The sequence below is a fragment of the Streptomonospora alba genome (assembly GCF_000826685.1).
Lineage (GTDB): Bacteria > Actinomycetota > Actinomycetes > Streptosporangiales > Streptosporangiaceae > Streptomonospora > Streptomonospora alba.
In genome coordinates, this window is record NZ_JROO01000001.1 from 69,891 (window position 1) to 92,384 (window position 22,494).

Sequence of the window (22,494 nt, forward strand, 5' to 3'; positions counted from 1 at the left end):
GTGGAATGGGATCTCGGTGGAGCCGCGGCCCGCCGCCCCGCGGTGGCTGCGGCACACGTAGGGCGGTCGTCGGGGCGTCCGCCGGGCAGGGACCGGCCGATCAGCCGACGACGCCGTCCAGGGCCTCCTTGAGTTCGGCGGCCTCGTCCGGCGTGAGCTCGACGACGAGCCGCCCGCCGCCCTCCAGCGGGACCCGCATGATGATGCCGCGGCCCTCCTTGGTGACCTCCATCGGACCGTCACCGGTCCTCGGCTTCATCGCCGCCATGCCGCATCCCCTTTCATAGGAACCTCTCGCGGGTGAATGGGCCGCTCCGGCGGAGATGCCCCTGCCTCGGGGCGGCCGGTCCGGGGCGCGCCGCATCCGCGTGACTCAGGGAACGAATCACTGTTCTTCCATTATCTCGGTTTTGAGAACCGATTGGGAACGATCGGACAGTGCCGGGACCATCGGTCCCGAGGAATCCGAACAGTAAGGTTATAGCCGCATCGCACTTTCGCGGTCGCGGGGACCGCGCCAGGAGCCGACCAGATCGGGAGATCCGCTTGTCCGAGTCAGACACCGCAGACACCACCGACAATCGGGACAATGCAGGCAACGGGGGCAGCGGTGCCGACGACGCCGGCGACACCCCTGTCGGCTACGAACTCGCCGACGGCGTCGCCACCATCCGACTGAACCGCCCCGACGCGATGAACTCGCTGACGGTGCAGACCAAGCAGGCCCTGCTGGCCGCCATCGAGCGCGCCAAGAACGACACCGAGGCCCGCGCGGTTCTGCTCACCGGCAGCGGCAAGGCGTTCTGCGCCGGACAGGACCTGCGCGAGCACGCCGAGAACCTCAACGAGGGCCGGGGGCTCAACGGAACCGTCCGCGACCACTACAACCCCATCATCCTGGGACTGGCGCGCATGCCCAAACCCGTCGTCGCGGCGGTCAACGGCACGGCGGCGGGTGCGGGAGCGTCGCTGGCCTTCGCCTGCGACCTGCGCATCGCATCCGAACGCGCGTCCTTCCTCATGGCCTTCGCCAACGTGGGACTGGGCTCGGACTCGGGCTCGTCGTGGACCCTGCCGCGCCTGGTGGGCCACGCCCGAGCGATGGAGATGCTGATGCTGGCCGAGCCGGTCCCGGCGGCCCGCGCCCTGGAGATCGGCCTGGTCAGCAAGGTGGTGCCGGACGACGAACTGGAGTCCTCGGCGCGGGAGCTCGCCGAGCGCCTGGCCAACGGCCCGACGGTGGCCTACGCGACCATCAAGGCCGAGCTCACGTTCGGCTCGGGGCTGGACCTGGCCAACGCCCTGGAGATGGAGGCGAGCCTGCAGGACCAGTGCGCCGAGACGCGCGACCACCTCAACGCCACCGTGGCCTTCCTGAACAAGGAGGGGCCGGAGTTCGAGGGCCATTAGGCAGCGGGGCCGGCGGGCGCTTCAGGAGACGATCGCGACGATGACGGCCACCACCACGATCACCACCAGCAGCGACGCCCCTGCGACGACTCCGATGATCATGCCGGCTCCGCTGCCGCCCGAGGACCGGGCCGGGGCGGAGCCGGCGGGTCCGTAGGCCGGCGGCTGCGGTCCCCACCCGGGAGCGCTCCGCCCCGGTGCGTAGGAAGCCTGAGGCCCCGACGGCACCGGCGGGCCCCCGACACTGCCCGGGCCGTAAGGCGGCTGCGGCGGCCCCGAGGCGGCCCCGGGATACCCCGGCCCCTGCGGGCCCGGCCCGTAGGGAGCGCCGCCCGCGGGAGGGTTCGCGGGGCCGGGCGCAGCCTGCCCGCCGGTCGGACCCGCCGCTGGTCCCGCCGCGTAGGGCGCGGCAGGCGGCGGTGCGGTTCCGGGGCCGTAGGGCTGCCGCCCCTGCGGCGGCCCGCCCGGACCGGGGGCGTGCGGCGGCTGGGGCCCCGACGCGGGAGCCGACGACGGCGGACCGTAGCCGTACGGCTGCTGCCCGCCGGTCGGAGGCATCGGTGACGGCCCCCCGTGGGGATGCTGCGGGCCCGAGCCCGCGGCGGGCGGGGTCCGGGGCGGGGCGCCCGAGCCGGGCGCCTGCCACTCGCCGCCGGGCGGCACGGGGGCTGCCGAGGGCGGCGTCTGCGGTCCGCCGGGCGGCGGGGTGTGGGGCCCGCTCGGGGGCGGTGTCTGGGGCCCGCTCGGCGCCGCGGGAGCGGCCTGCTGCCCGGAGGGGTGCTGGGGACCGGTTCCGGCTCGCGGCGGGGCGGGTGGAAAGGACCGGAAGAGGCCGTCCTCGTCGATGACACTCCCGCTGCCCTGCGGCAGGCTGTCGCGCAGCCCGGCCGCGGTGCGCTCGCGCACCTCCGGCGCCGCGGCGGCCACGGCACCGGCCGCCAGAGTCTGCACGGGCAGCGCGCCGGACTCGCCGGGCTCGTCGGCCTCGGCGGCGCCCGCCGCAGCGGGATCGGACATGGCCACGCCGAGGACGCCCATCAGCGTCTCGGCGGCGGTGGGCCGATCGCCGGGGGCCTTGGCCAGGCAGCGCTCGGCGATCTCGCGCAACCGACCGTCCAGCTCACCCAGTTCCGGCGGCTCGTTGGCGACGCTGTGCAGTACCTCGCGCAGCGAGTCCTGCCCGAACGGGCTGCGGCCATTGGCCGCGAAAACGATGGTGGATCCCCACGAGAAGAGGTCCACCGCGGGCTCCAGCGCTTCGCCGGCGATCTGCTCGGGGGCCATGTAGGCGGGAGTACCGGCGATCTGGCTGGTGAGGATCGCGGTTCCCTCAAGCGCGCGGGCGATGCCGAAGTCGATCACCCGCGGACCGTCGGGGCCGATGAGGACGTTGCCGGGCTTGAAGTCGCGGTGCACGATCCCCGCCTGGTGGATGGCGGCCAGGGCGGTCAGCGTGCCCACGGCCAGCCGCTCCAGAGAGGCGCCGCGCAGCGGGCCGTCGCGCAGGACCACCTCGCGCAGCGTCGGGCCCTCGATGTACTCGCTGACGACGTAGGGAGGGTCGGCGTCGATGTCGGCGGCCAGCACCTGGGCGGTGCAGAACCGCGCGACCTTGCGCGCGGTCTCGATCTCCTCGGCGAGCTGGCGGCGCAGTCCTGCCGCGTCGATGCCGTCGGAGTGCAGGGTCTTGACCGCCACGGAGCCGCCGTCGGAGTCGTCTCGGCCGAGGTAGACCACGCCCTGTCCGCCCTGCCCCAGGCGCGCGGTCAGCGTGTAGCCGCCGATGCGCCGTGGATCGTCGTCGGTCAGGGGCTGGGTACCGGTCATCTTCCCTCCAGAGGCCCTGTTCCGCGCGCGGCGGGCGCGCGGACCTCAGCGGCGCCCACCCTAACGGAGAGTCCCGGTGGAGGTCATCGGCACGCCGTTGTGGGAAACGGCGGTCCAGCGCGCTTCGAGCGTGCCCGCCGAACCGCCCCGCTTCAGGACGAGGTCGGACTCGTCCACGCAGCGCGTCTCGGGGTCGTAGGTCTCGACGTAGTCGAAGGCGAGGCGGTCGCCGGTGCGCTCGGTCAGGGTGAGGCTTCCGCGGCAGTCGAAGGTGTACCACTCCGCTACGCCGCGCTCCTCGCCCCGCTCCAGCTTGACCTCGGCGCCCCAGTCTGCGACGTGCTGGCCGTCCTCGTTGACCTGGCTCATCTCGCCCCGCCACGTCCCCGCGTAGGACTCCGGCACGGCGGAGGTGTCGGCGGTGCCGCCGCGCTGCATCACCCATACGGCGGCCGAGCCCATGCCCGAGCCCAGGACGAGGACCGCGGCGAGTCCGAGGATGAGGTTCCGCCGGCGCTTGGCGCTGTGACGAGTGGAGCGCGGCGGCGGCCACAGCGAGATGTGCCGGACGGGCGAGCCGCCCCGCGAGTCGGCATCTCCCTTGGCGGCCGCGCCGGAAAGGCCGCTCACCGCGGGCTCCCGGGCCGGGCCCGGTCGAGGGTGTTGGCTGTGATCATGGCGTGAACCTCCAAAGCGAACAGGCTCAGGCGTCCGCTCGCGGCTACAGCGACAGAGAATAAGCGACACATCCCCGCATCGCCTCCGACATGGAGTGATGTGGAGCACATCGGGTGAAAACGCTGATGCCGGACATGTCGCTACCCGTGGCACGCGCGGCGGGCCGCGGACAGGGACGGGATGTGCGGGGCCGGACCGCGCCGTGAGCGAGGGTCGCGCGCAGCGTCAGCGGACGCGGCGGCGGTGGGCGGGCCCCTTCAGCGGGAGCCTACATCGCGCGCGAGCGTGGTCGGCGCCTCACTCCGGACCTGCCTGCCGCGCGCGGCGGAAGCACCCGCTGAGGTGGTCGTCGACGACGCCGGCCGCCTGCATCGCCGCGTAGGCGGTTGTGGGGCCGACGAAGGCGAATCCGTGCCGCTTGAGCGCCTTGGCCAGCGCGGTGCTCTCGGGGGTGGAGGCGGGCACGTCGGTGACGCGCTCGGGCGCCGTGTGATGCTCGGGTGCGTGCCGCCACACCAGCGCGGACAGGCCGCCGGGCAGCTCCAGCGCGGCCCGCGCGTTGCGGATGACCGCCTCGATCTTGGGCCTGCTGCGGATCAGGCGGGCGTCGCCCAGCAGCCGCTCGACGTCGGCCTCGCCGTAGTCGGCCACGAGCTTCGGGTCGAACCCGGCGAAGACCTCGCGCAGGGCGGGGCGCTTACGCAGGACCGTCAGCCACGACAGGCCCGCCTGGAAGCCCTCAAGGCAGATCCGCTCGAACATGGCGTCGTCGCCGGTGATCGCAAGGCCCCACTCGGTGTCGTGGTAGTGCAGCAGGTCCTCGCCGCCCAGGGCCCAGTGGCAGCGGCGCCGGCCGTCGGGTCCCGGTCGGGCCGTCGCTTCGTCGCCGCTCATCGGGCACCCGGCCGCTGCGACGCGGCCGGAGCGGACTCCCGAGCGGATGCGGGGCCTCCGTCGGGGTCCGAGGTGTCGTCCGCGTCGTCGGAGGTCCCCGAGGACGCGGCCTTTCCACCGGCCCGGCGGCCGCCGGGCTCCTGCGCATCGGATCCGGACGCGGAGTCCGCGGTGGGCTCCTGCCCTTCCGCCGCGCCGCCGACCCGGTGCGTCGCGCCCGGCTCACGGGGGCCGCTCGGGTGGGAGTGGGAGCCCGTGCGCACCACGTGGGTGGGGCCGGTGTCCGCGCTCGTCCCGGAATCGATCGGGGCCGCACCGGGATCGGCGCCCGGCGCGGAGTGCGGCGGTACCGGCCGCCCGGCCTCGGCAAGGCGCCGTTCCAGGTCGGCGATCCGGGCGTCGCGTTCCGACAGCGCGCCCACGACGCGGCGCAACACGTCGTCGACCGCGCGCACGTGGTAACCCCACAGCGACAGCGGCAGCAGCACCCGGCTCACGTCGGACCCCGACAGCGGCCGATCGGCGGGAAGGTCCAACGGCGGGTGGTCGGCCTCGAAGCGCGCCAGCTCACCGCCCTTCCCCATGACCACGAACGCCACGCCGGCGAGCACGGCCACCGCGGCGAGGGCGATCAGGGCGATGATGATCGGAGACATTAGCCTCAATGGTGCCACAGCCCGGGGGACGCGGCACCGCGGCCGACGCCGCGGCGCACAGGTCACGGGGCGCCGGGAGCACCGTTCCGGCGTGCCGCCGACCACGCGGGGCGGTGGTCGCGGCACGGCACACAGCGACGGGATCGGGGGGGTCATGGCGCCGGAGGAGACGCGGTACGGCCGGGTGGTGGAGCCCGGGGCGGTCGTGGAGGACGCCGAGGACCTCGGTTACCGGCCCGCCCCCGATCGGGTGCGCGACCTCGCCGAACGCGGCCGCACGGTCCTCGTCCGCTGCGCGCCCCCGCCCTGCGCCGACAGCGGCCCCGCGCCGGGCCGGCCGGAGGAAGCGCGCGCCGCCGAGGCGGCCGAGGTGGCGCTGGCCTCGGTCTACGCCTGGCTCGGCGCCCGGGTCTTCGCCACCGGCCATCCGCAGGCGGTGCGCCAAGCCCTGGCGCTGGTCGCCTCGGCCCAGGGCCGCCGACCGCCCGCTGTGGCCCGCCGCGGCCTGGCCTAGCCCGTCACGCCCGCCTCCACCGCCCACCGCGTCCAGCTCGATCCGTGCGCTCGCCTACCCCCGTTGATCTTGTACCTACGGTCACTGTGAGCGATCACATGTGCCCGTAGGTACAAGATCAACGCTGAGAAGCGCGGCGGGTTCACTCCGGCCGCCGGCGGGGCCGGTCCTGCGGGGGCTTCGGCGCCGAGTCCGTCCGCGCAGACGGGCTCGGCGCGGGAAGCCCGCGGGAGACCGCACGCCTCACCCGGTCACGACGACTCCGAGGCCTCCTCGGCCGCGTGCAGGTCGGCGGCCTCGTCGGCCACCTGCCCCGCCTCGAACTCGCGGCGGGCCAGATCCACGTGGGACTTGCGGACGATCTCGACGACCTCGTCGGGGTCGTCGGTCAGATACATCAGCTCCGGATCGCCGGGCGAGATCGTGCCCTCTTCGAGCAGGGTGTCGCGGATCCAGTCGCGCAGGCCCGACCAGAACCGGGTGCCGACCAGCACCACCGGGAACCGGGTGACCTTGCCGGTCTGCACCAGGGTGATCGACTCGAACAGCTCGTCGAGCGTGCCGAAGCCCCCGGGCAGCACCACGAAGGCCCGGGAGTACTTCACGAACATCGTCTTGCGCACGAAGAAGTACCGGAAGGTGACGCCGATGTCGATGAAGTCGTTGAGGCCCTGCTCGAACGGCAGCTCGATGCCGAGGCCGATCGACGTGCCGTCCACGTCCTGCGCGCCGCGGTTGGCCGCCTCCATGACACCGGGACCGCCCCCGGTGATCACGGCGTAGCCCGACGCGGCCAGCTTCGTGCCGATCTCCTGGCCGAGTTCGTAGAAATGGGTGCCCGGCTTGGTGCGCGCCGAGCCGAAGACGCTGACCGCATGCCCGACCTCGGAGAGCAGGCCGAACCCCTCGACGAACTCCGACTGGATGCGCAGCACGCGCCACGGGTCGGTGTGCACCCAGTCGGCCGGTCCGCGGCGGTCCAGCAGGCGCTGGTCGGTCGTCGTTTCGGGTATCGCGTCTCCTCGGTAGGTGAGCGGTCCCGCGCTACGGGTCTTCCGAGATTCCGTCATGCCGCAACGCTATCCGGATTCGCGCTGCCGCATGCTGAATCCCAGGCCACACACGTGCGACCACAAGCGGACGTGCGCCCGTACGCGCCCGGGCTCACTCCGTTCCGGTGAGCCATGCGCTCATGCGGGCCTCGGCCTCGGCGACGGCGTCCAGCGACACCCACTCCCCGCGGGTGTGGGCCAGCGTGGGATCGCCGGGACCGTAGTTGACCGCGGGCACACCCAGCTCCGCCATCCGCGCTACGTCGGTCCAGCCCAGCTTGGCGCGGACCTCGCCGCCGCCCACGGAGGAGACGAACTCGGCCGCCGCTGGGTCGTCCAGCCCCGGGCGCGCGGGCGCCGCCGAGTCGGTCACCCGCACGTCGAAGTCCTGGAACAGCTCGCGCAGGTGCTGCTCGGCGTCCAGGGGCGTGATGTCGGGGGCGAACCGGTAGTTGACGGTCACGGTGCACTCGTCGGGGATGACGTTGCCGGCCACGCCGCCGTCGACGAAGACCGCGTTGAGGCCCTCGCGGTATTCGAGGCCGTCGACCACCGGACGGCGCGGGGTGTATTCGCGCAGCACGTCCAGGATCGGTCCGGCGCCGTGGATGGCGTTGCGCCCCATCCACGACCGGGCGCTGTGCGCGCGCTCGCCGCGGGAGATGACCTCGACTCGCATGGTCCCCTGGCAGCCGCCCTCGATGACGCCGCCCGTGGGCTCCAGCAGCACCGCGAAGTCGCCCAGGAGCCGGTCCGGCAGGTTGCGGGCCAGTCGGCGCAGCCCGTTGCGCTCGGCGTCGACCTCCTCGCAGTCGTAGAAGACGTAGGTCACGTCGTGCGCCGGCTCGGGCACCGAGGCGGCGAGGCGCAGCTGCACCGCCACGCCGCTCTTCATGTCCGAGGAGCCGCAGCCGTAAAGCCGCCCGTCCTCGGTGCGGGAGGGCACGTTGCCGACGATGGGGACCGTGTCGATGTGCCCGGCGAGAACCACACGGCGCTCCCGGCCCAGCTCGGTGCGGGCGATGATCGCGTCCCCGTCGCGCTCGACGGTCAGGTGCGGCAGTCGGCTCAGGGCGCTCTCGACGGCGTCGGCGAGAGGGCGCTCGCCGCCGCTGACGGACTCCGTGTCGACGAGCTCGGCCGTGAGCGTGCGGACGTCGGCGGTCAGATCCAGCATGTCGGCTGCCTTACAGGTCGTGGCGGATCGGGGCGGAGCGGCCCGGGCGGCGGCGCCGCGCCCACCGGTGCGCCCTCCACGGGCGCGGTGGGCGCCTCGCTCGTCTGCGCCCCGCCGCCCGGGCCCGCCGGTGACAGGGCGGGCCCGGGAAGGCGGGCTCAGGCGTTGACGCCGTGCTCCCGCAGCAGATCGTTCAGGGCGAGCTTGTCGTGCTCCTCGCCGGCCTCCAGTCGCTTGAGGACCAGCAGGCACGGCATGCCGAAGTCCCCGCCGGGGAAGCTCTTGACCCGGTTGGCGGTGACGCACACCGACCACGCGGGCGCCTCGCCGCGCGGGAGCTCCTCGCCGGACTCGGCGTCGAAGACGCGGGTGGAGGAGGTCAGGATCGTGCCGGCGCCGAGCTTGGCGCCGCGGCGCACCCGCGCGCCCTCGACGACCATGCTGCGCGAGCCGAGGAAGGCGCCGTCCTCGATGATGACGGGCGAGGCCTGCGGAGGCTCCAGCACGCCGCCGACTCCGACGCCGCCGGAGAGGTGCACGTTCTCGCCGACCTGCGCGCACGAGCCGACCGTCGCCCAGGTGTCGACCATGGTGCCCGATCCCACCCAGGCGCCGAAGTTGGTGAAGGAGGGCATCAGCACCACGCCGGGCGCCAGGTAGGAACCCCAGCGGGCGATGGCGCCGGGCACCACGCGCACACTGTCGAAGCGGGTCTTGAGCGGAATGCGGTCGTGGTAGTGGAAGCCCCCTACCTCGGCTTCCTCCATCGCCAGGACGCGGAAGCTCAGCAGGATGGAGCGCTTGGCGCGCTCGTCGACGACGACCTCGTCGGTGGCCTCGTCGACGAAGGCGACCCGGGCCTTGCCGGTGTCCAGTTCGTCGACCGCGCCCACGATCACGTCGCGGGCTTCGGTGTGGTCGGGGGTCAGTTCGGATCGGCGCTCCCAGAGGGTGTCGATCTCCTCGGGAAGCGGGCTCGTGAACGCGGTGGTCATGGGCACGGAGCCTACCGTCGGCCGCCGCACGCCCCAACCCGGCGCACGCGGGCGGCCCCAGCGCCGTGTGGGCGGATCGCGTACCCCCCGCCGCGCCGCCCCGTTCACCGAGGCCGGCCGGCCTGCGCCGCCTCCGTGCACACCGGGATACGGCCGGTTACACGCGAGCACCGCCTTCCACTACGCCTTACTATGCGTGCAGATCCCCTGCCCGGAATCGCGCGGCGGCCCGCTCTCACGGCCGGATCCGCGCGAGATCGATCCTGTCAGCCGAGGCGCGCCCACGCCCGCGTCCCCCAACCCCTACGGTCTGCCTGTGCCTGGAAAGCTCCGGAAAGTCTCCGCCTTCTTCAAGATCCTCGTCGTGTTGACGCTGGTCTGCGGCGCGCTCCTCGCCGGCGGGTACTACGTGATGAACTCGGTGCAGCCGCTGGAGGTGAGCGAACCCGAACCCGTCGAGGCCTGCACGTTCACCGCCGACGGCGACACCGACTCCCTCGATCCCGACCAGGCCGGCAACGCCGCGACGGTCGGCGGCGTGGCGTTCGCCAAGGGCCTGCCGCGCGAGGCGGTGGTGATCGCCTACGCCACGGTCTGGCAGGAGTCGAAGTTCTACAACGTCGAGTACGGCGACCGCGACTCGGTCGGACTGTTCCAGCAGCGGCCTTCGCAGGAGTGGGGCGAGCCCGAACAGCTGATGGATCCCGTCTACTCCACCGCGGCCTTCTACGACAAGCTGACCGAGATCGAGGGCTACACGGACATGCCGGTGTACGAGGCGGCCCAGGCCGTTCAGCGCAGTGCCGACGGATTCGCCTACGACCAGCACGAGCCGGTGTCGCGGCAGATGGCGAAGGCGTTCAGCGGGGCCTCGGGACCCACGGTCTCGTGCGTGCTGCCCGACGGTGTGGGCGAGGCCGATCTGCAGGGGGCCCGCGAGGAGATGGCCCGGGTCTTCGGCGCCGACCCCCGCGAGGTGCCGCCCGGCGGCTCCTACGCCACCGGCGACCTGGGCTGGGCCATGGCGCAGTGGGCCGTGGCCAACGCCAAGGACTACGGCATCGGCTCGGTGACCTACCAGGACCAGCGCTGGCGCGCCGAGGCGGGCCAGCAGGGCTGGACCACGATCCCCGAGGCCGACGCCGCGCCGCGCGGGGAGATCGTGCTGAATTAGCGGGACGGGGACGCCGTTCTGCGGATCGACCGCTCTCGTGGCCGACGGCGTCCCGCGGTCTCACCGGGGAGTCCCGCCGCGAGGCCCCGGTCGAGCCGGCGCGCAGCGTCTCCGACGGCGGCGGGCGGGGCTCAGAACAGGGCGCCGAGCCGCTTGACCGCCGCGTCGACGCGTTCGTCGGTAGCGGTGAAGGCGACGCGCACGTGCCCGGCTCCCGTAGGTCCGTAGAAGTCGCCCGGAGCGACGAGGACGCCGTGCTCGGCGAGCAGCGCCACCGACCCCCAGGCGTCGTGATCGGGGTGGGCCGCCCACAGGTACAGCCCCGCCTGCGAGTGCGTGATCCGCCAGCCCGCGGCCTCCAGCGCACCGCGCAAAGCCCTGCGCCGGGCGCCGTAGCGGGCCTTCTGCTCTTCGGCGTGGCCGTCGTCGTCCAGGGCGGCGCGCATCGCGGCCTGGACGGGGCCCGGCATGATCATGCCGGCGTGCTTGCGGACCGCCAGCAGTTCGTCGACGAGCGCCGGGTCGCCGGCGGCGAAGGCCGCGCGGTAGCCGGCGAGGTTGGAGCGCTTGGACAGCGAGTGCAGAGCGAGCAGCCCTTCGTGGGACCCGCCGCACACGTCGGGGTGCAGCACCGAGACCGGCTCCTCGCCTTCCCAGCCGAGGCCGATGTAGCACTCGTCGGAGGCCACCACGGCACCGCGCTCGCGCGCCCAGGAGACGACCTTGCGCAGGTGCTCCACGCCCAGGACCCGGCCGGTCGGGTTGGCCGGGGAGTTGATCCACACCAGCCGCACGGGCGCCGGCCCCAGGGCGGTCAGGCCGTCGGAGGCGACGGGTTCGGCACCGGCCATGCGGATGCCGATGTCGTAGGTGGGATAGGCGAGTTCGGGGAAGACCACGGTGTCGCCCTCGCCCAGGCCCAGCAGCGTGGGCAGCCAGGCCACGAACTCCTTGGAGCCCACCGACGGCAGTACCGCTGAAGGCTCGACGGTGACGCCGTGGCAGCGCGCCAGCCAGGCGGAGGCCGACGCACGCAGTTCCGGGGTGCCGTAGGTGGCGGGGTAGCCGGGGCTGTCTGCGGCCCCGGCCAGGGCCTCGCGCACGCGCTGGGGTACGGAGTCGACGGGGGTGCCTACCGAGAGGTCCACCGGGCCGTCGGGGTGCGCGCCGGCCGTCGCCTTATGGGGAGCCAGGCGGTCCCACGGGAAGGCCGGCAACCGGTCTGCCACGCGCCTGCGATCGGCCATTGCGTTCATCCCTCGATCTTCGCCGGTGCGCGGCGCGGGGCGGGTCACGCGACACACGTCGCCCGCCGCGGCGCGGCGGTGTCTCGCTGTTCAGGCGGGAGCCGCCGGCACGCCAGGGGTAAGGCCTCGTGTGCCGACACTCCCGCATCGGGAGGCGGACCCGCCGTGCGCGCCGTCTCGGATCGCAAGCGCGCGCACGGCTCGGCCCGCTCCTTATTCGGCCTGCGGGGGCAGCTTGGCGACTACGGAATGGTCGGTGTCGAGCTGGCCGACCTTGGACGCGCCTCCCGGAGAGCCGATCTCGTCGAAGAACTCGACGTTGGCCTTGTAGTACTCCGACCACTGCTCGGGAAGGTCGTCCTCGTAGTAGATGGCCTCCACAGGGCACACCGGCTCACAGGCGCCGCAGTCGACGCACTCGTCCGGGTGGATGTAGAGCATGCGCTTGCCCTCGTAGATGCAGTCGACGGGGCATTCCTCGATGCACCCCTTGTCGAGCACATCGACGCAGGGCTGCGCGATGACGTAGGTCACGTCGTACTCCTCCTCGGTCTTCGCCACGTTGACCGCGTTTACGTGTCTTCGCTGTCACATAGCCTGGGCGATGCCGGAGAGCCTGGAGTGGACCGCCGGGCATCTGACACACGATTCGCACTATCCAGTATTGCGTCTACCGAGCGTTCCCGCGTAATTGGGGGTCGATCCCATGGGCTCCGCCCCGCGCTTGAGGTCCGAACTGACTCCCGACCACGTCGGGCGGCGCGCCAACGTGCGCCTACGGCTGCCTGGCGGGGGATTCCAGGATATCGTCGGAGTTCTGGAGTCCTGGCAGGACGGTCTGCTACGGCTCCGTCGGCGCGACGGCACAGTGGCTGAAGTCACCGCCGACGACGTCGCGGGAAGCCGTATCGTGCCGCAGCAACCGCCGACACGCAGGCGCGGGACCGGCAGGCCGCCGACGGACGGCTAAGCGCCCGCCGCTGATGTTGAAGGGGGAGGTGGCGAGTTCACGCCATGCAGGAGACCGTCGCTTCCGCCCTCGCCCAGCTCTCCCGCGCCGACTCCCGCGCGGCCCAGGTCGCCGAGACCGCGCTGTCCACGCTCACCGACGGCCGCAACCTCGAGGCGCTCACCCAGCACTCCGTCCAGGAGTTCTGCTGGTTCGTGCTGCCGGTGCGCTTCTCCACCGACTCCGCCGAACGGCATTTCGCGGCACGCTCGCTGGGCCGCCTGTTCAGCCTGCTGGGGTTGGACCGCTACGCCGCCATCTGCACCTCCGGCGTCACCCGCGAGATCCTGGAGAACCACCGGGTCAGCCACGACTCCGGCCGCCAGGCCTACCGGCGGGCGATGCGCGCCTCGGGTGTCGAACCGCCCGACCTGCCCGAGCTGACCTGGGGCAGCACGCTGGGATCGGCCGAGATCTCGGCCTACCAGGCCACCGCGGCGTCTCTGGAGCTCGCCGTCGCTCTGGACGAGCTCCGACCGGGCACCCCGGCGTGGCGCAACTCCCAGCAGCAGCAGACCCGGGCCTTTCTGACCCAGCCCGACTCCCAGGGCCGCAGCAGGCTCGACCGCGTCCGCGAGGAGCGCGTGCGTGCTTGGCTCTCCTCGCCCTCCCACCCCCATCGCCAGCGGCTGTGGCCGCTGCTGGGCCAGTTGATCAGCGGCGCCGAGACCCCGCCCGACGCCGCCGCCGCGCTGGCGCCGGTGGTGCGGCTGCTGGACTACGCCGACGACGGCATCGGGCTCACCCAGATCGGCTATATCTCGCCCAGCGTGGTGCGCGAGCTGTGCGCGGAGTTCGACTGGGAGACCTCGCCCTCGCCGCCCCGCAGTGAAACCGACTCCACGCAGCTCATCGCGCTGCACAAGCTGCTGCGCACCATGCGGGCGGTACGCCGGTCGGGGCGCCGGCTGGTGCTCACCCGGCGCGGGCGGCGCCTGCACGACGACACCGAGGCGCTGTGGCGCGCCGTCGCCGAGAGCGTGCTGGACACCGACGGCTTCGCCCAGGCCGCCACCGAGACCCTCCTGGGGCTGCTGCTGTCGTTCTCCTCGCGCTCGACGGGCAACCACGCCCGCGACACCTGCACCGACATCGCCGAGGAGGCCCGCCTGGTGCTGGCCGACGCCGGCTGGGGAAGCGACGGCCGGCTGCCCGACACCCAGCAGGTCGGCTCGGTGCTGATCACCGTCACCTGGCTGCTGGAGACCCTGGGGTTCGTCGTCGGCGGCGACCTGCTGGGCGAAGGCGGCAGCCACCAGCTGACCAAGGCCGGGCACGCGTTCTCACTGACCGCCATGCACCTGTCGGCGACCACTCCCCCGACCTCGCTGTAGCCCCGGGGGGTCCTGCTCCACCCCGGAGGATGGCGGGTCCCGCCACCCGGTGCGCGTCCGGAGGCCGGTGCCCATAGCCTGGAGGCGCCGCCGCTGATCCCCCGCGCACCGCGCTTGCGCACGGTGTTGTGACCCGTTTTCCCACGAGCTGGAGCACCATGTCCGCGCCTGAGCCCACCGACCGGGACGAAGCGGCCGCGTTGCGGCCCGACGCCGACGCGGCCGTCGCCGGGGACGCCGACGAGCGCCCCGAGGGGGCCGCGCCGGTGGACGGCGACGAGCCGGAGGCAGCCGGCCCCGAGGCCGACTCCGCCGGGGAAGGCCCCGCCGCCGCGGAGCGGGACGCCGCGCGCGGCGTCGCCGACCTGCTGCCCAGTCCGTTCTTCGTGCTGCTGCTGGGGATCGCGGGGCTGGCGGGCTGGTTCTCGTGGACGCGCGCGGAGGTCGACTGGACCGGTGACGACTCCACCGTCTACCTGCCCTTCGTCTTCATCCTGGCCGGGTGGATCATCTCGCTGGCCCTGCACGAGTACGGCCACGCCGCGCTCGCCTACCGCTTCGGCGACCGGTCCCTTCGCGGCAGCGGCTACCTGCGGCTCAACCCGTTCGGCTTCCGCGATCTCTTCGCGGGGCTCCTGATGCCGGTGGCCTTTCTGCTCCTGGGCGGGATCGGCCTGCCGGGGCCGGCCACCTACCTGGACCCCTCCGCCGTACCGGGCAAGGCCCGGCGCAGTCTCGTGGCGACGGCCGGAATCACCGTCAACCTGGTGCTGGCCGCGGCGACCGCCGCCGCCGTCGTGCTGCTGGTCCCCGCGGAGATGTTCACCGACAACTGGATGCTCGGCGGGCTGATGTACCTGTGCTACCTCAACCTCGGGGCGGCACTGCTCAACGTGCTGCCGATCCCGGGCCTGGACGGATTCGGCGTCATCGCGCCGCACCTGCCCGGCGATGCGGCCGAGCGGATGCGCCCGTGGGGGCTCTTCGGCGTCATCGCCGTCTTCGCCGTGCTGTGGGTGCCGCCGGTGAACGTCGAGGTGCCCCGGGTGATGACGCAGGTGTTCGCCGGCCTGGGTCTTCCGCAGATCGACGTCGGTTTCGGCGAGGTGCTGCTGCGGTTCTGGGCGTCCTGATCGCGCCGCCGGAGTGCGCGGCCGCCGGTCAGGGGCCGGGGTCGGTGAGGACGACGGCGATACCCACGGCGGTGAGCCCGCCGAACAGGTAGCAGTAGTCGATCGCGGTCGAGGTCAGCACGACGTCGCCGCCCGAGGTCGCCGCGACGAGCGCGAACACCGACCCTGCCCAGCCGACCGCAGGCAGGCCCGAGCCCAGGCGCGAGCCCATCCCCCAGCCCGCTGCCCGGCATCCGGCGAAGAGCGCCGCCAGCAGGACCAGCAGCGCGACGGCGGCGACGGCCTGCCCGGCCATGCCGGCGCGCCACAGGTAGGACAGCCACCCGGCCATGACGGTGCCGCCCAGCCCCGCGGCCGCTCCGGTGGCGAGCAGCGCCGCATACCCCAGCCCCGTGACGACGGGGTCGGCGATCCGGGCGGCCGCCGCCGCACGGCTTTCGGCTGCGGCGCCGGGCGGCGGGGACTGCGGGTGGGGGGTCGGCTGCTGGGGTGCGGACACGGCGGTGGTTCCTTCCGGCGTCGTGGGGATAGCGGGCGGAGGAGCGGTCGCAGGGCCCGCCAGGCTTCGGCCGCGCCGGCTTCGCCGGGCTCGTTCGGCGCGGGCCTCAGGCGAACAGGTCGGTCTCGAACCCCTCGGGCCCCCGCCGCGCCGCGGCTCCGGCGATCTGGGTGAAGTACTCGACGCCCCGGATCTCCTGGGCGATCCCGTTGGACAGCGCGAACAGCTCGCCCTCGACGCTGATCTGGGTGGCGTGCGCGCGCATCGCCAGCGCCTTGGCGGCCCAGTGCGCCGAAGCGTCGATGCGCGCAGTGACGAGGCCGTCGGGCGTGCCCGGCGAGATGTCGCCGGGCCCTTGGGGCGCGCTGAAGGGCCCGGGACTGCGCCGCAGGCGCTCGGCCGACTCCTCCAGCACCGACTGCGGCTGCGCGATCGCATAGAGCTTGCGGGTCTGCCACGGCGTGCCCGGCAGCGCGCGCTCGGCGGCCTTCTCGAACGCCCGCACGGTGACGCGGTGGGCCTGGATGTGGTCGGGGTGGCCGTATCCCCCGTTGTCGTCGTAGGTGACGACGACCTGCGGGCGCACCTCGCGGATGACCGTCGCGAGCATGTGCGCGGCCTCCTCCACGTCGGCCTGCCAGAAGCAGCCGGAACCGTCGTTGGTCGCCGCGCCCATCATCCCGGAGTCGCGGTAGCGGCCCGGCCCGCCGAGGAAGCGGTGGTCGCGCACCCCCGAAGCCAGGCAGGCCTTGTCCAGCTCGCCGACCCGGTACTCGCCGAGGGTGTCGTCGCGGTCGGAGCCCAGGTGCGCGAGCTCGGCGGGGATGATCTCGCCCTCCTCGCCGCGCGTACACGTCACCAGGGTGACCTCGGCTCCTTCGGCGGCGTACTTGGCCATGGTCGCGCCGGTGACGATGCTCTCGTCGTCGGGGTGAGCGTGCACCAGCAGCAATCGCCGATCTGTCATGGTCTGGACGATACCCCGGTCGGGTCCCAGGACACGGCATCGCGCGCCCCGGCCGCCGATGTGGGTACGAGCGGCGGCATCCGCGGCGGGCGCCGCGGATGGGCCACAATCGACGCATGAGTTTTCCCCGGCAACAGGCCCGCACGCGTCGGTTCACCCTCGGCGTGCCGCGCGCCTTCCAGATCTCCCCGGACGGCAGGCGCGTGGCGTTCCTGCGCGGCAGGGACGGCGAGGACACCGCTACGTGCCTGTGGATACGCGACGTGGACAGCGCGCAGGAGCGCGTCGTGGCGGACCCCCGCACCGTCGGAACCGACGGCGAGGACCTGCCCGCCGAGGAGCGCGCCCGGCGCGAGCGGCTGCGTGAGACCGGCGGCGGCATCGTCTCCTACACGGTCGACAGCCGGTTCGCGCGTGCCGCCTTCACACTGTCGGGGCGGCTGTACACGGTCGGGTTGGACACGGGCGTGCCGCGCGAGGTCGCCGAGGCGGTCACGCCCGTGGTCGATCCCGCGATCTCGCCGCAGGGCGGCGCTGTGGCCTACGTGAGCGGCGGTGCGCTGCACGTTGTCGACCTCGGCGGGGGCGGCGACCGCGTGCTGGCCGAACCGGACGGCGACGACGTCGCCTGGGGGCTGGCGGAGTTCATCGCCGCCGAGGAGATGAACCGCTTTCGCGGGCTGTGGTGGGCGCCCGACGGCTCGGCGCTGCTGGCGGCGCGCGTGGACGGTTCGCCTGTCACCCGGTGGACCATCAGCGACCCCGCTAATCCCGACGCCGCCGCGCAGCCCGTGGCCTATCCTGCCGCAGGCACACCCAACGCCGACGTGCGGCTGGCGGTGCTGGACCTGGACGGGGGCGGAGCGGCCGAGCCGCGCTGGATCGAGTGGGACCGCGCGGAACTGCCCTACCTGGCACGCGCGGGCTGGACCGAGCGCGGCGGCCCGGCGCGGGGCGGTTCCGGCTCCGCCGAGGCCTCCGGGGCACCCGAGGTCGTGTTCACCGCCCAAAGCCGCGACCAGCGCACACTCGCGCTGCTGCGCGCCGATGCGCGCACCGGGCGGGCGCAGCGGGTGCACACCGAGACCGACCCCACGTGGGTCGAGATCATGCCGGGGGTCCCTGCTTTCACCGGGAGCGGCGAGACGGTGTGGATCGGGGGCGGCGATCAAAACGCGGGCCGTGTGCTGCTGGTGGGCGGCCGCGAGGCGGGCCCGCCGGACGGCTGCTACCTGCGGTCGGTCGCCGACGTCGACGGCGACCTGGTGCTCTACTCGGCCTCGCCGGCCGGGGCGCCCGGCGAGGTCGGCCTGTGGCTGCTCGACACGCGCAGCGGCTCGACCGCGCCCGTCGACGTGCCCGATGCGGCCGAGGGCGGCGTGGTCGCGGGCCGGATGCGCGGCGGCACCCTGGTCCTCCAGCGGCGCGACATGGCCGGCGACGGCGTGCGCACCGAACTGCTCCGTGTCCCCTCTGCCGAGGCCACGGCCGAGGCCGAAGCCGCCGGCCGGATCGAGAGCTTCGCGCAGGTGCCCGACATCCCGCGTCCCGATGTGCGCTTCTGGTCGGCGGGTGAGCGGGGGATCCCCGCGGCGCTGGTGCTCCCCTCCTGGTACGACCCGGACTCGACGGTACGCCTGCCGGTGCTGGTGGACCCCTACGGCGGCCCGCACGCCCAGCGCGTGATGCGCAGCCGCTCGGCCTATCTGACCTCGCAGTGGTTCGCCGACCAGGGGTTCGCGGTGCTGATCGCCGACGGGCGCGGCACCCCCGGCGTCGGCGTCGGGTGGGAGCAGGCGGTCCACGGCGACTTGGCGACCCCGGTGCTGGATGACCAGGTGGCCGCGCTGCACGACGCGGCGGCACGCTTCGGCTGCCTGGACCTGGACCGGGTGGCGATCCGCGGCTGGTCCTTCGGCGGCTATCTGGCGGCCCTGGCCGTGCTGCGCCGCCCCGAGGTCTTCCACGCGGCGGTGGCGGGCGCGCCGGTCACCGACTGGCACCTGTACGACACCCACTACACCGAGCGCTATCTGGGCACGCCGCAGCAGCGGCCCGACGCCTATACCCGCTCCTCGGCGCTGGAGGGCTGGGCCGACCCCCACCGCCCGCTGATGCTCATCCACGGCCTGGCCGACGACAACGTCGTCTTCGCCCACACCCAGCGGCTGTCCTCGCGGCTGCTGGCGGCGGGACGCGCCCACACCGTGCTGCCGCTGTCGGGCATCACGCACATGGCCTCCGAGGAGACGACAGCGGAGAACCTGCTGCTGCTCCAGGTGGAGTTCCTGCACCGATCGCTGGGTCCGCGTCGGGCAGGCGGGTGAGGGCCGGCTCCCGCCCACCGGGGCGGGAGCCCCTCCACGGTGCCCCGGGCCGCCACACAGGAGGCCGACGTCGCGCGGGTCCACGTTGGGTTGACATGAGATCGTGGCCGAATCCGGCCAATTGTCCGGCTGGTGGCGACGGTGGGTGATCAGCCCCCGCAGGACCCCGTGAGCACGGGGTTCCGCGGCAGGAACGTGCTTCCGACTCCTTCGCGGGGCGTGTGCGACACGGCTTGCCTCCTCTGAAGGGCCTTGATCGCGACATCGGGTGATGGCGACGTCTTCGATGTGATCTGTCGCACATGCCGCCCATGACCTATGGTTTCCCAGCGCTCACCGAAGGCCGGTGAGCGGGTGCGGCGGTCCTGTGTCCCTCTCCTTTGCGTGCGGCCGCCGCCCGTCGGCGGGCCCCGCTGAGCCCCCCGCTCTTCGTCGGGGCCCGCCTCTCCCGCGAGCCCGAAAGAGCAGAAGTGCGCCAATCCCCCTGCATCTGGGCGCTCGGCGCCGCCGTCGCAATCGGACTGGTCGTCGCCGGTGCAGCGTCCACCACCGAGAACGCAGCCGTGCCCCAGGACATCGCCCTGAGCTCCGCAGGAGGCGCCACCTCGGCGACCGCGGCGCCTCCGACCGGCTCCGACCGGGCCGAACCCCCCGGCCCCGCATCGGCACCCGAGCAGAGTCCGCACGCGGCTCCCCTGCGCGCCCGCGTCGCCGACGCCTTCGCCGAGTACCGCCCCAGCGCCGGCATCCGAGGTCTGACGGTCGTCGTGGCCGCGGGAGAGCGAACCTCCTCAGAACGTCACAACCCCCGTCGTCTCGGCGATCCGGACGCCGCCGGGGTTCGGCTCGGCTCTCCTTAGCGGCTAAGCTGCCGCTGAAGCTCGTCGGTATGCGACGAAGGCCGGAAACGGCCCGAATTGTCGCGGACGCACCACGCAGAGCACCGGTCCGATGCTCCTGCGGCGTGCCCCTCCGATCCAGCGGCTTCACGAGCGCTCCGGCGCCGACAGGGGCGCCGGGGTCTCGCGCATCGCAACGCCCGGGTGCGCGAGGCCGGCCGGCGTATCCCGTCCGCATCCATTCCCCGAATGCGCCGGCCGGCTCCCCCCGGGTCGTACGGGCCCGCCCCGCACCGCCGCACTCCGGACGCGGTGCGGCGGGCCGTTCCTAGACTGTGGCCATGCGCCTCGTCCTGCCGGCCTTCCTCCTCGACGCCGCCTTCGTGCTCGCCTTCGTGGTGATCGGACGCATCAACCACGCGGAGGGGCTTACGCCGTCCGGGGTGGCGCTCACCCTCTGGCCCTTCGCCGCGGCGCTCGTCGCGGGATGGCTGGCGACACTGCCGTGGCGGCCGTGGCGCGCTCCGAAGACACTGCTGACGACCGGCTGGATCGTGTGGGCGGTCACGGTCGGCGGAGGGACGCAGCTGCGCGACCTCGCGGGCGAAGGCGCCCCGCTCTCGTTCTCCCTGGTGACCGCGGCCTTCCTGGGCGTCACACTGCTGGGCTGGCGCGGTCTCGCGATGCTGGCCGGAAGGCGCCGGCGCGCCGCGGCCGAGTAAGGGCGTCCGCCCCCGGCGAACCGCCTTCCGTGAGCCCGAAGGACGAGTCCGGTGGGCGAACACGCATCCGCCCCGGTCCGCGCCCGACGACGCGCCGATCATCCCGCACGGCGTCGATCCGTCATCGGGAACTCGCCCCAGCGGTTGCACGTTCAGCTTAGACTCAGGGTATACACAGGTTTCTCCCAGGTTTTGCCTTCGGCCTCCGCGAGTCCGCACGTGGTCCCGGACCGAGGGCGGCTCCGCCCCCTGACGCGAGAACCTGGCCAATCGACGAGCGGGAAAGGTGACGATGCCTAAGTCGGCCGGCGCCATCAACAAGTACGGACAACTGGACGAGTACACACCCGAGGACATCGCTGCCGGTGCGCACCGCAAGCGGGTGGGCGCCTACTGGGACGAGATCGGGCAGCTCCAGTTCGACTTCCTGGTCAAGCAGGGCCTGACGCCCGAGTCCAAGCTCCTCGACGTGGGCTGCGGCTCGCTGCGCGGCGGGATCCACTTCATCCGGTACCTGGAGCAGGGCAACTACTACGGCATCGACGTCGACCCGGCGCTGGTGAAGGCCGGGCTGGAGTACGAACTGCCCGCCGTGGGGCTCAGCGACCGCCTGCCCGAGGAGAACCTGCGCGTCACCACGCGGTTCAACGCCGACTTCGGAGTGAAGTTCGACTTCGCCCTCGCGCAGTCGGTCTTCACGCACCTGCCGCTGAACCACATCCGGCTGTGCCTGTTCCGCGTGGCCAAGGTGATGCCGCCCGGCGGGCGGTTCTTCGCCACCTACTTCGAGGCCCCCGCGGACGAGCCCTTCGACAGGCCGTTCAAGAAGCGCTACCCGGAGCAGGACCCCTATCAGTACCGCCCCTACGAGATGGAATGGGCGGCCAACGTGGCCGGATGGAAGTTTCGCAACATCGGCGACTGGGGCCACCCCCGCGGCCAGCGGATGGCCGAGTACCGCAGGGTCGCCTCCCCCCGTTCCACCGTTCAGCGCGTGCGCCGCAAGGCCAAGCGCATGGTGCGCGGAAACCGGTAGCGCGCCTGAGGGCTCCGGTCCCCGCCGGGTGCCGCCGGGGGACCGCCGCGGCCGAGGCCGCGACGCGGCGAAACGGCGGGGAACCGGTACGACGCCCCGTGCGAGCGCCCCGCCCGCACGGGGCGTTCGCACGGCACGAACCGGTGCGACGGGCCGCCTCCGTGCGCCTCTAAGCTGGGAGCGTGACCGATCAGGCCCTTCCCGATTCCGCGACCCCCGACTCCGGCGCCGACGGGTTCTCCGAACGCCACGAGGTCGGTGTCGGGCCGTGGCAGGGCCCCTGGCCCGAGGGCGACCACTACGATCCCGAACTGCTGGCCGAAGGCGACCGGCGCAACGTGGTCGACCGCTACCGGTACTGGCGGCGCGAGGCGATCGTCGCCGACCTGGACGCCGGCCGCCATCCCTTCCACGTGGCCGTGGAGAACTGGGAGCACGACTTCAACATCGGCTCCGTGGTGCGAACGGCCAACGCCTTCGCCGCGGAGGCCGTGCACGTCGTGGGACGGCGCCGCTGGAACCGCCGCGGGGCCATGGTGACCGAGCGCTACCAGCACATGCACCACCACCCCGACAGCGCCGCTCTGGTCGCCTGGGCGCAGGACCGCGGCCTGCCGCTGATCGGGATCGACAACCTTCCCGGCGCGGTGCAGCTGGAGACCTATCCCCTGCCGCGTGCGTGCGTACTGGTCTTCGGCCAGGAGGGCCCCGGACTGTCCGAAGAGGCGCGGGCGGTGTGCGAATCCGTGCTGTCCATCGGCCAGTACGGGTCGACCCGGTCCATCAACGCGGGCGCTGCGGCCGCCGTCGCCATGCACGCGTGGATCCGCGCGCACGTCTTCGACCAGCGCCCCTGACACCGCGGCGGGGAACTCACCGGAAGCCGCCGCACCGGCTACCGCGGCCGGCCGCGGCGGGCAGGCGCACAGCGCTTCGCCCTGGACGGCCCCATCGCCGCGACCTCGCCGGAACCCCGCCCCTCGCGTTCTCCCGGAGGGTTCCTC

23 protein-coding genes are annotated in these 22,494 nt (G+C 73.3%); 11 read left to right on the forward strand and 12 right to left on the reverse strand.

From position 1 onward, the window contains the following. Window positions 1-100: 100 nt before the first annotated feature. The gene (locus LP52_RS25985; protein ID WP_084722758.1) at window positions 101-268 is read right to left on the reverse strand and encodes a DUF3117 domain-containing protein; all 168 of its coding nucleotides are present in this window, start codon (window positions 266-268) and stop codon (window positions 101-103) included. Between the two features lie 425 nt (window positions 269-693). On the opposite strand from LP52_RS25985, the gene LP52_RS00295 reads away from it, so the two are divergent. Then, window positions 694-1,410 (forward strand): enoyl-CoA hydratase-related protein, encoded by a 717-nt coding sequence (locus tag LP52_RS00295; RefSeq protein ID WP_238580671.1) that lies wholly within the window; start codon window positions 694-696, stop codon window positions 1,408-1,410. Window positions 1,411-1,431: 21 nt separating this feature from the next. Here LP52_RS00295 and LP52_RS25495 read toward each other — a convergent pair whose 3' ends face one another. The 4 genes from LP52_RS25495 to LP52_RS28115 all read right to left on the reverse strand — a co-directional run bounded on the left by LP52_RS25495 (window position 1,432) and on the right by LP52_RS28115 (window position 5,465). After that, entirely contained in the window at window positions 1,432-3,237 is a 1,806-nt protein-coding gene (locus LP52_RS25495) for a serine/threonine-protein kinase (RefSeq protein WP_052809257.1), read from the reverse strand. A 60-nt stretch (window positions 3,238-3,297) separates the two neighbouring features. Further along, on the reverse strand, window positions 3,298-3,867 hold the full coding sequence (locus LP52_RS00305) for a hypothetical protein (protein ID WP_040269666.1): 570 nt from the start codon (window positions 3,865-3,867) through the stop codon (window positions 3,298-3,300). A gap of 345 nt (window positions 3,868-4,212) precedes the next feature. Continuing rightward, window positions 4,213-4,809: a DNA-3-methyladenine glycosylase I gene (locus LP52_RS00310; protein WP_040269668.1), complete on the reverse strand. Its 597-nt coding sequence runs from the start codon at window positions 4,807-4,809 to the stop codon at window positions 4,213-4,215. After that, window positions 4,806-5,465, reverse strand: coding sequence for a hypothetical protein (locus LP52_RS28115; protein ID WP_238580666.1), 660 nt, complete (start codon window positions 5,463-5,465; stop codon window positions 4,806-4,808). The genes LP52_RS00310 and LP52_RS28115 overlap by 4 nt, the downstream gene beginning before the upstream one ends. Before the next feature lie 154 nt (window positions 5,466-5,619). Between LP52_RS28115 and LP52_RS00320 the strand changes: the two genes are divergently transcribed. Further along, window positions 5,620-5,979, forward strand: coding sequence for a hypothetical protein (locus LP52_RS00320; RefSeq protein WP_040269669.1), 360 nt, complete (start codon window positions 5,620-5,622; stop codon window positions 5,977-5,979). A 251-nt stretch (window positions 5,980-6,230) separates the two neighbouring features. On the opposite strand, the gene LP52_RS00325 is transcribed toward LP52_RS00320, so the two are convergent. The 3 genes from LP52_RS00325 to LP52_RS00335 form a co-directional block, all read right to left on the reverse strand. Further along, on the reverse strand, window positions 6,231-7,049 hold the full coding sequence (locus tag LP52_RS00325; protein ID WP_040269670.1) for an LOG family protein: 819 nt from the start codon (window positions 7,047-7,049) through the stop codon (window positions 6,231-6,233). 94 nt (window positions 7,050-7,143) lie between these two features. Continuing rightward, window positions 7,144-8,208, reverse strand: a complete 1,065-nt coding sequence (dapE, locus tag LP52_RS00330) for a succinyl-diaminopimelate desuccinylase (RefSeq protein WP_040269671.1) — start codon at window positions 8,206-8,208, stop codon at window positions 7,144-7,146. Window positions 8,209-8,366: 158 nt separating this feature from the next. Continuing rightward, window positions 8,367-9,203: a 2,3,4,5-tetrahydropyridine-2,6-dicarboxylate N-succinyltransferase gene (locus LP52_RS00335; protein ID WP_040269673.1), complete on the reverse strand. Its 837-nt coding sequence runs from the start codon at window positions 9,201-9,203 to the stop codon at window positions 8,367-8,369. Between the two features lie 316 nt (window positions 9,204-9,519). Between LP52_RS00335 and LP52_RS00340 the strand changes: the two genes are divergently transcribed. Then, window positions 9,520-10,377: a hypothetical protein gene (locus tag LP52_RS00340; RefSeq protein ID WP_040269674.1), complete on the forward strand. Its 858-nt coding sequence runs from the start codon at window positions 9,520-9,522 to the stop codon at window positions 10,375-10,377. Between the two features lie 131 nt (window positions 10,378-10,508). Here the strand turns inward: LP52_RS00340 and dapC are convergent, their stop codons facing one another. Together dapC and fdxA are read right to left on the reverse strand one after the other, a co-directional pair. Next, entirely contained in the window at window positions 10,509-11,624 is a 1,116-nt protein-coding gene (dapC, locus tag LP52_RS00345) for a succinyldiaminopimelate transaminase (RefSeq protein WP_040269675.1), read from the reverse strand. A 213-nt stretch (window positions 11,625-11,837) separates the two neighbouring features. Continuing rightward, entirely contained in the window at window positions 11,838-12,158 is a 321-nt protein-coding gene (gene fdxA, locus LP52_RS00350; protein WP_040269768.1) for a ferredoxin, read from the reverse strand. 172 nt (window positions 12,159-12,330) lie between these two features. Between fdxA and LP52_RS29075 the strand changes: the two genes are divergently transcribed. From LP52_RS29075 to LP52_RS00360, 3 genes are all read left to right on the forward strand, one after another. After that, window positions 12,331-12,594 carry a putative acetyltransferase gene (locus tag LP52_RS29075; RefSeq protein WP_084722759.1) on the forward strand — a complete coding sequence of 88 codons (264 nt, stop codon included), beginning with the start codon at window positions 12,331-12,333 and terminating at the stop codon, window positions 12,592-12,594. A gap of 44 nt (window positions 12,595-12,638) precedes the next feature. Beyond that, window positions 12,639-13,967 (forward strand): hypothetical protein, encoded by a 1,329-nt coding sequence (locus tag LP52_RS00355; RefSeq protein WP_040269677.1) that lies wholly within the window; start codon window positions 12,639-12,641, stop codon window positions 13,965-13,967. 158 nt (window positions 13,968-14,125) lie between these two features. Next, a complete protein-coding gene (locus LP52_RS00360; protein ID WP_040269678.1) occupies window positions 14,126-15,100 on the forward strand; it encodes a site-2 protease family protein in 975 nt (324 codons plus the stop codon). Between the two features lie 28 nt (window positions 15,101-15,128). On the opposite strand, the gene LP52_RS00365 is transcribed toward LP52_RS00360, so the two are convergent. Together LP52_RS00365 and mshB are read right to left on the reverse strand one after the other, a co-directional pair. Beyond that, complete coding sequence (locus tag LP52_RS00365; RefSeq protein ID WP_052809258.1) at window positions 15,129-15,599, reverse strand: hypothetical protein; 471 nt, start codon at window positions 15,597-15,599, stop codon at window positions 15,129-15,131. A gap of 106 nt (window positions 15,600-15,705) precedes the next feature. Beyond that, a complete protein-coding gene (gene mshB, locus LP52_RS00370; RefSeq protein WP_040269679.1) occupies window positions 15,706-16,566 on the reverse strand; it encodes an N-acetyl-1-D-myo-inositol-2-amino-2-deoxy-alpha-D-glucopyranoside deacetylase in 861 nt (286 codons plus the stop codon). Between the two features lie 116 nt (window positions 16,567-16,682). On the opposite strand from mshB, the gene LP52_RS00375 reads away from it, so the two are divergent. From LP52_RS00375 to LP52_RS00395, 5 genes are all read left to right on the forward strand, one after another. Then, window positions 16,683-18,893, forward strand: a complete 2,211-nt coding sequence (locus tag LP52_RS00375) for a prolyl oligopeptidase family serine peptidase (RefSeq protein WP_040269681.1) — start codon at window positions 16,683-16,685, stop codon at window positions 18,891-18,893. Window positions 18,894-19,363: 470 nt separating this feature from the next. Continuing rightward, entirely contained in the window at window positions 19,364-19,753 is a 390-nt protein-coding gene (locus tag LP52_RS00380; protein WP_040269682.1) for a hypothetical protein, read from the forward strand. Between the two features lie 320 nt (window positions 19,754-20,073). Continuing rightward, window positions 20,074-20,454: a DUF3054 domain-containing protein gene (locus tag LP52_RS00385; protein WP_040269684.1), complete on the forward strand. Its 381-nt coding sequence runs from the start codon at window positions 20,074-20,076 to the stop codon at window positions 20,452-20,454. A 292-nt stretch (window positions 20,455-20,746) separates the two neighbouring features. Beyond that, the gene (locus tag LP52_RS25500) at window positions 20,747-21,490 is read left to right on the forward strand and encodes a class I SAM-dependent methyltransferase (protein WP_052809259.1); all 744 of its coding nucleotides are present in this window, start codon (window positions 20,747-20,749) and stop codon (window positions 21,488-21,490) included. Window positions 21,491-21,672: 182 nt separating this feature from the next. Beyond that, window positions 21,673-22,347 (forward strand): TrmH family RNA methyltransferase, encoded by a 675-nt coding sequence (locus LP52_RS00395; RefSeq protein WP_040269685.1) that lies wholly within the window; start codon window positions 21,673-21,675, stop codon window positions 22,345-22,347. Window positions 22,348-22,494: the final 147 nt, after the last annotated feature.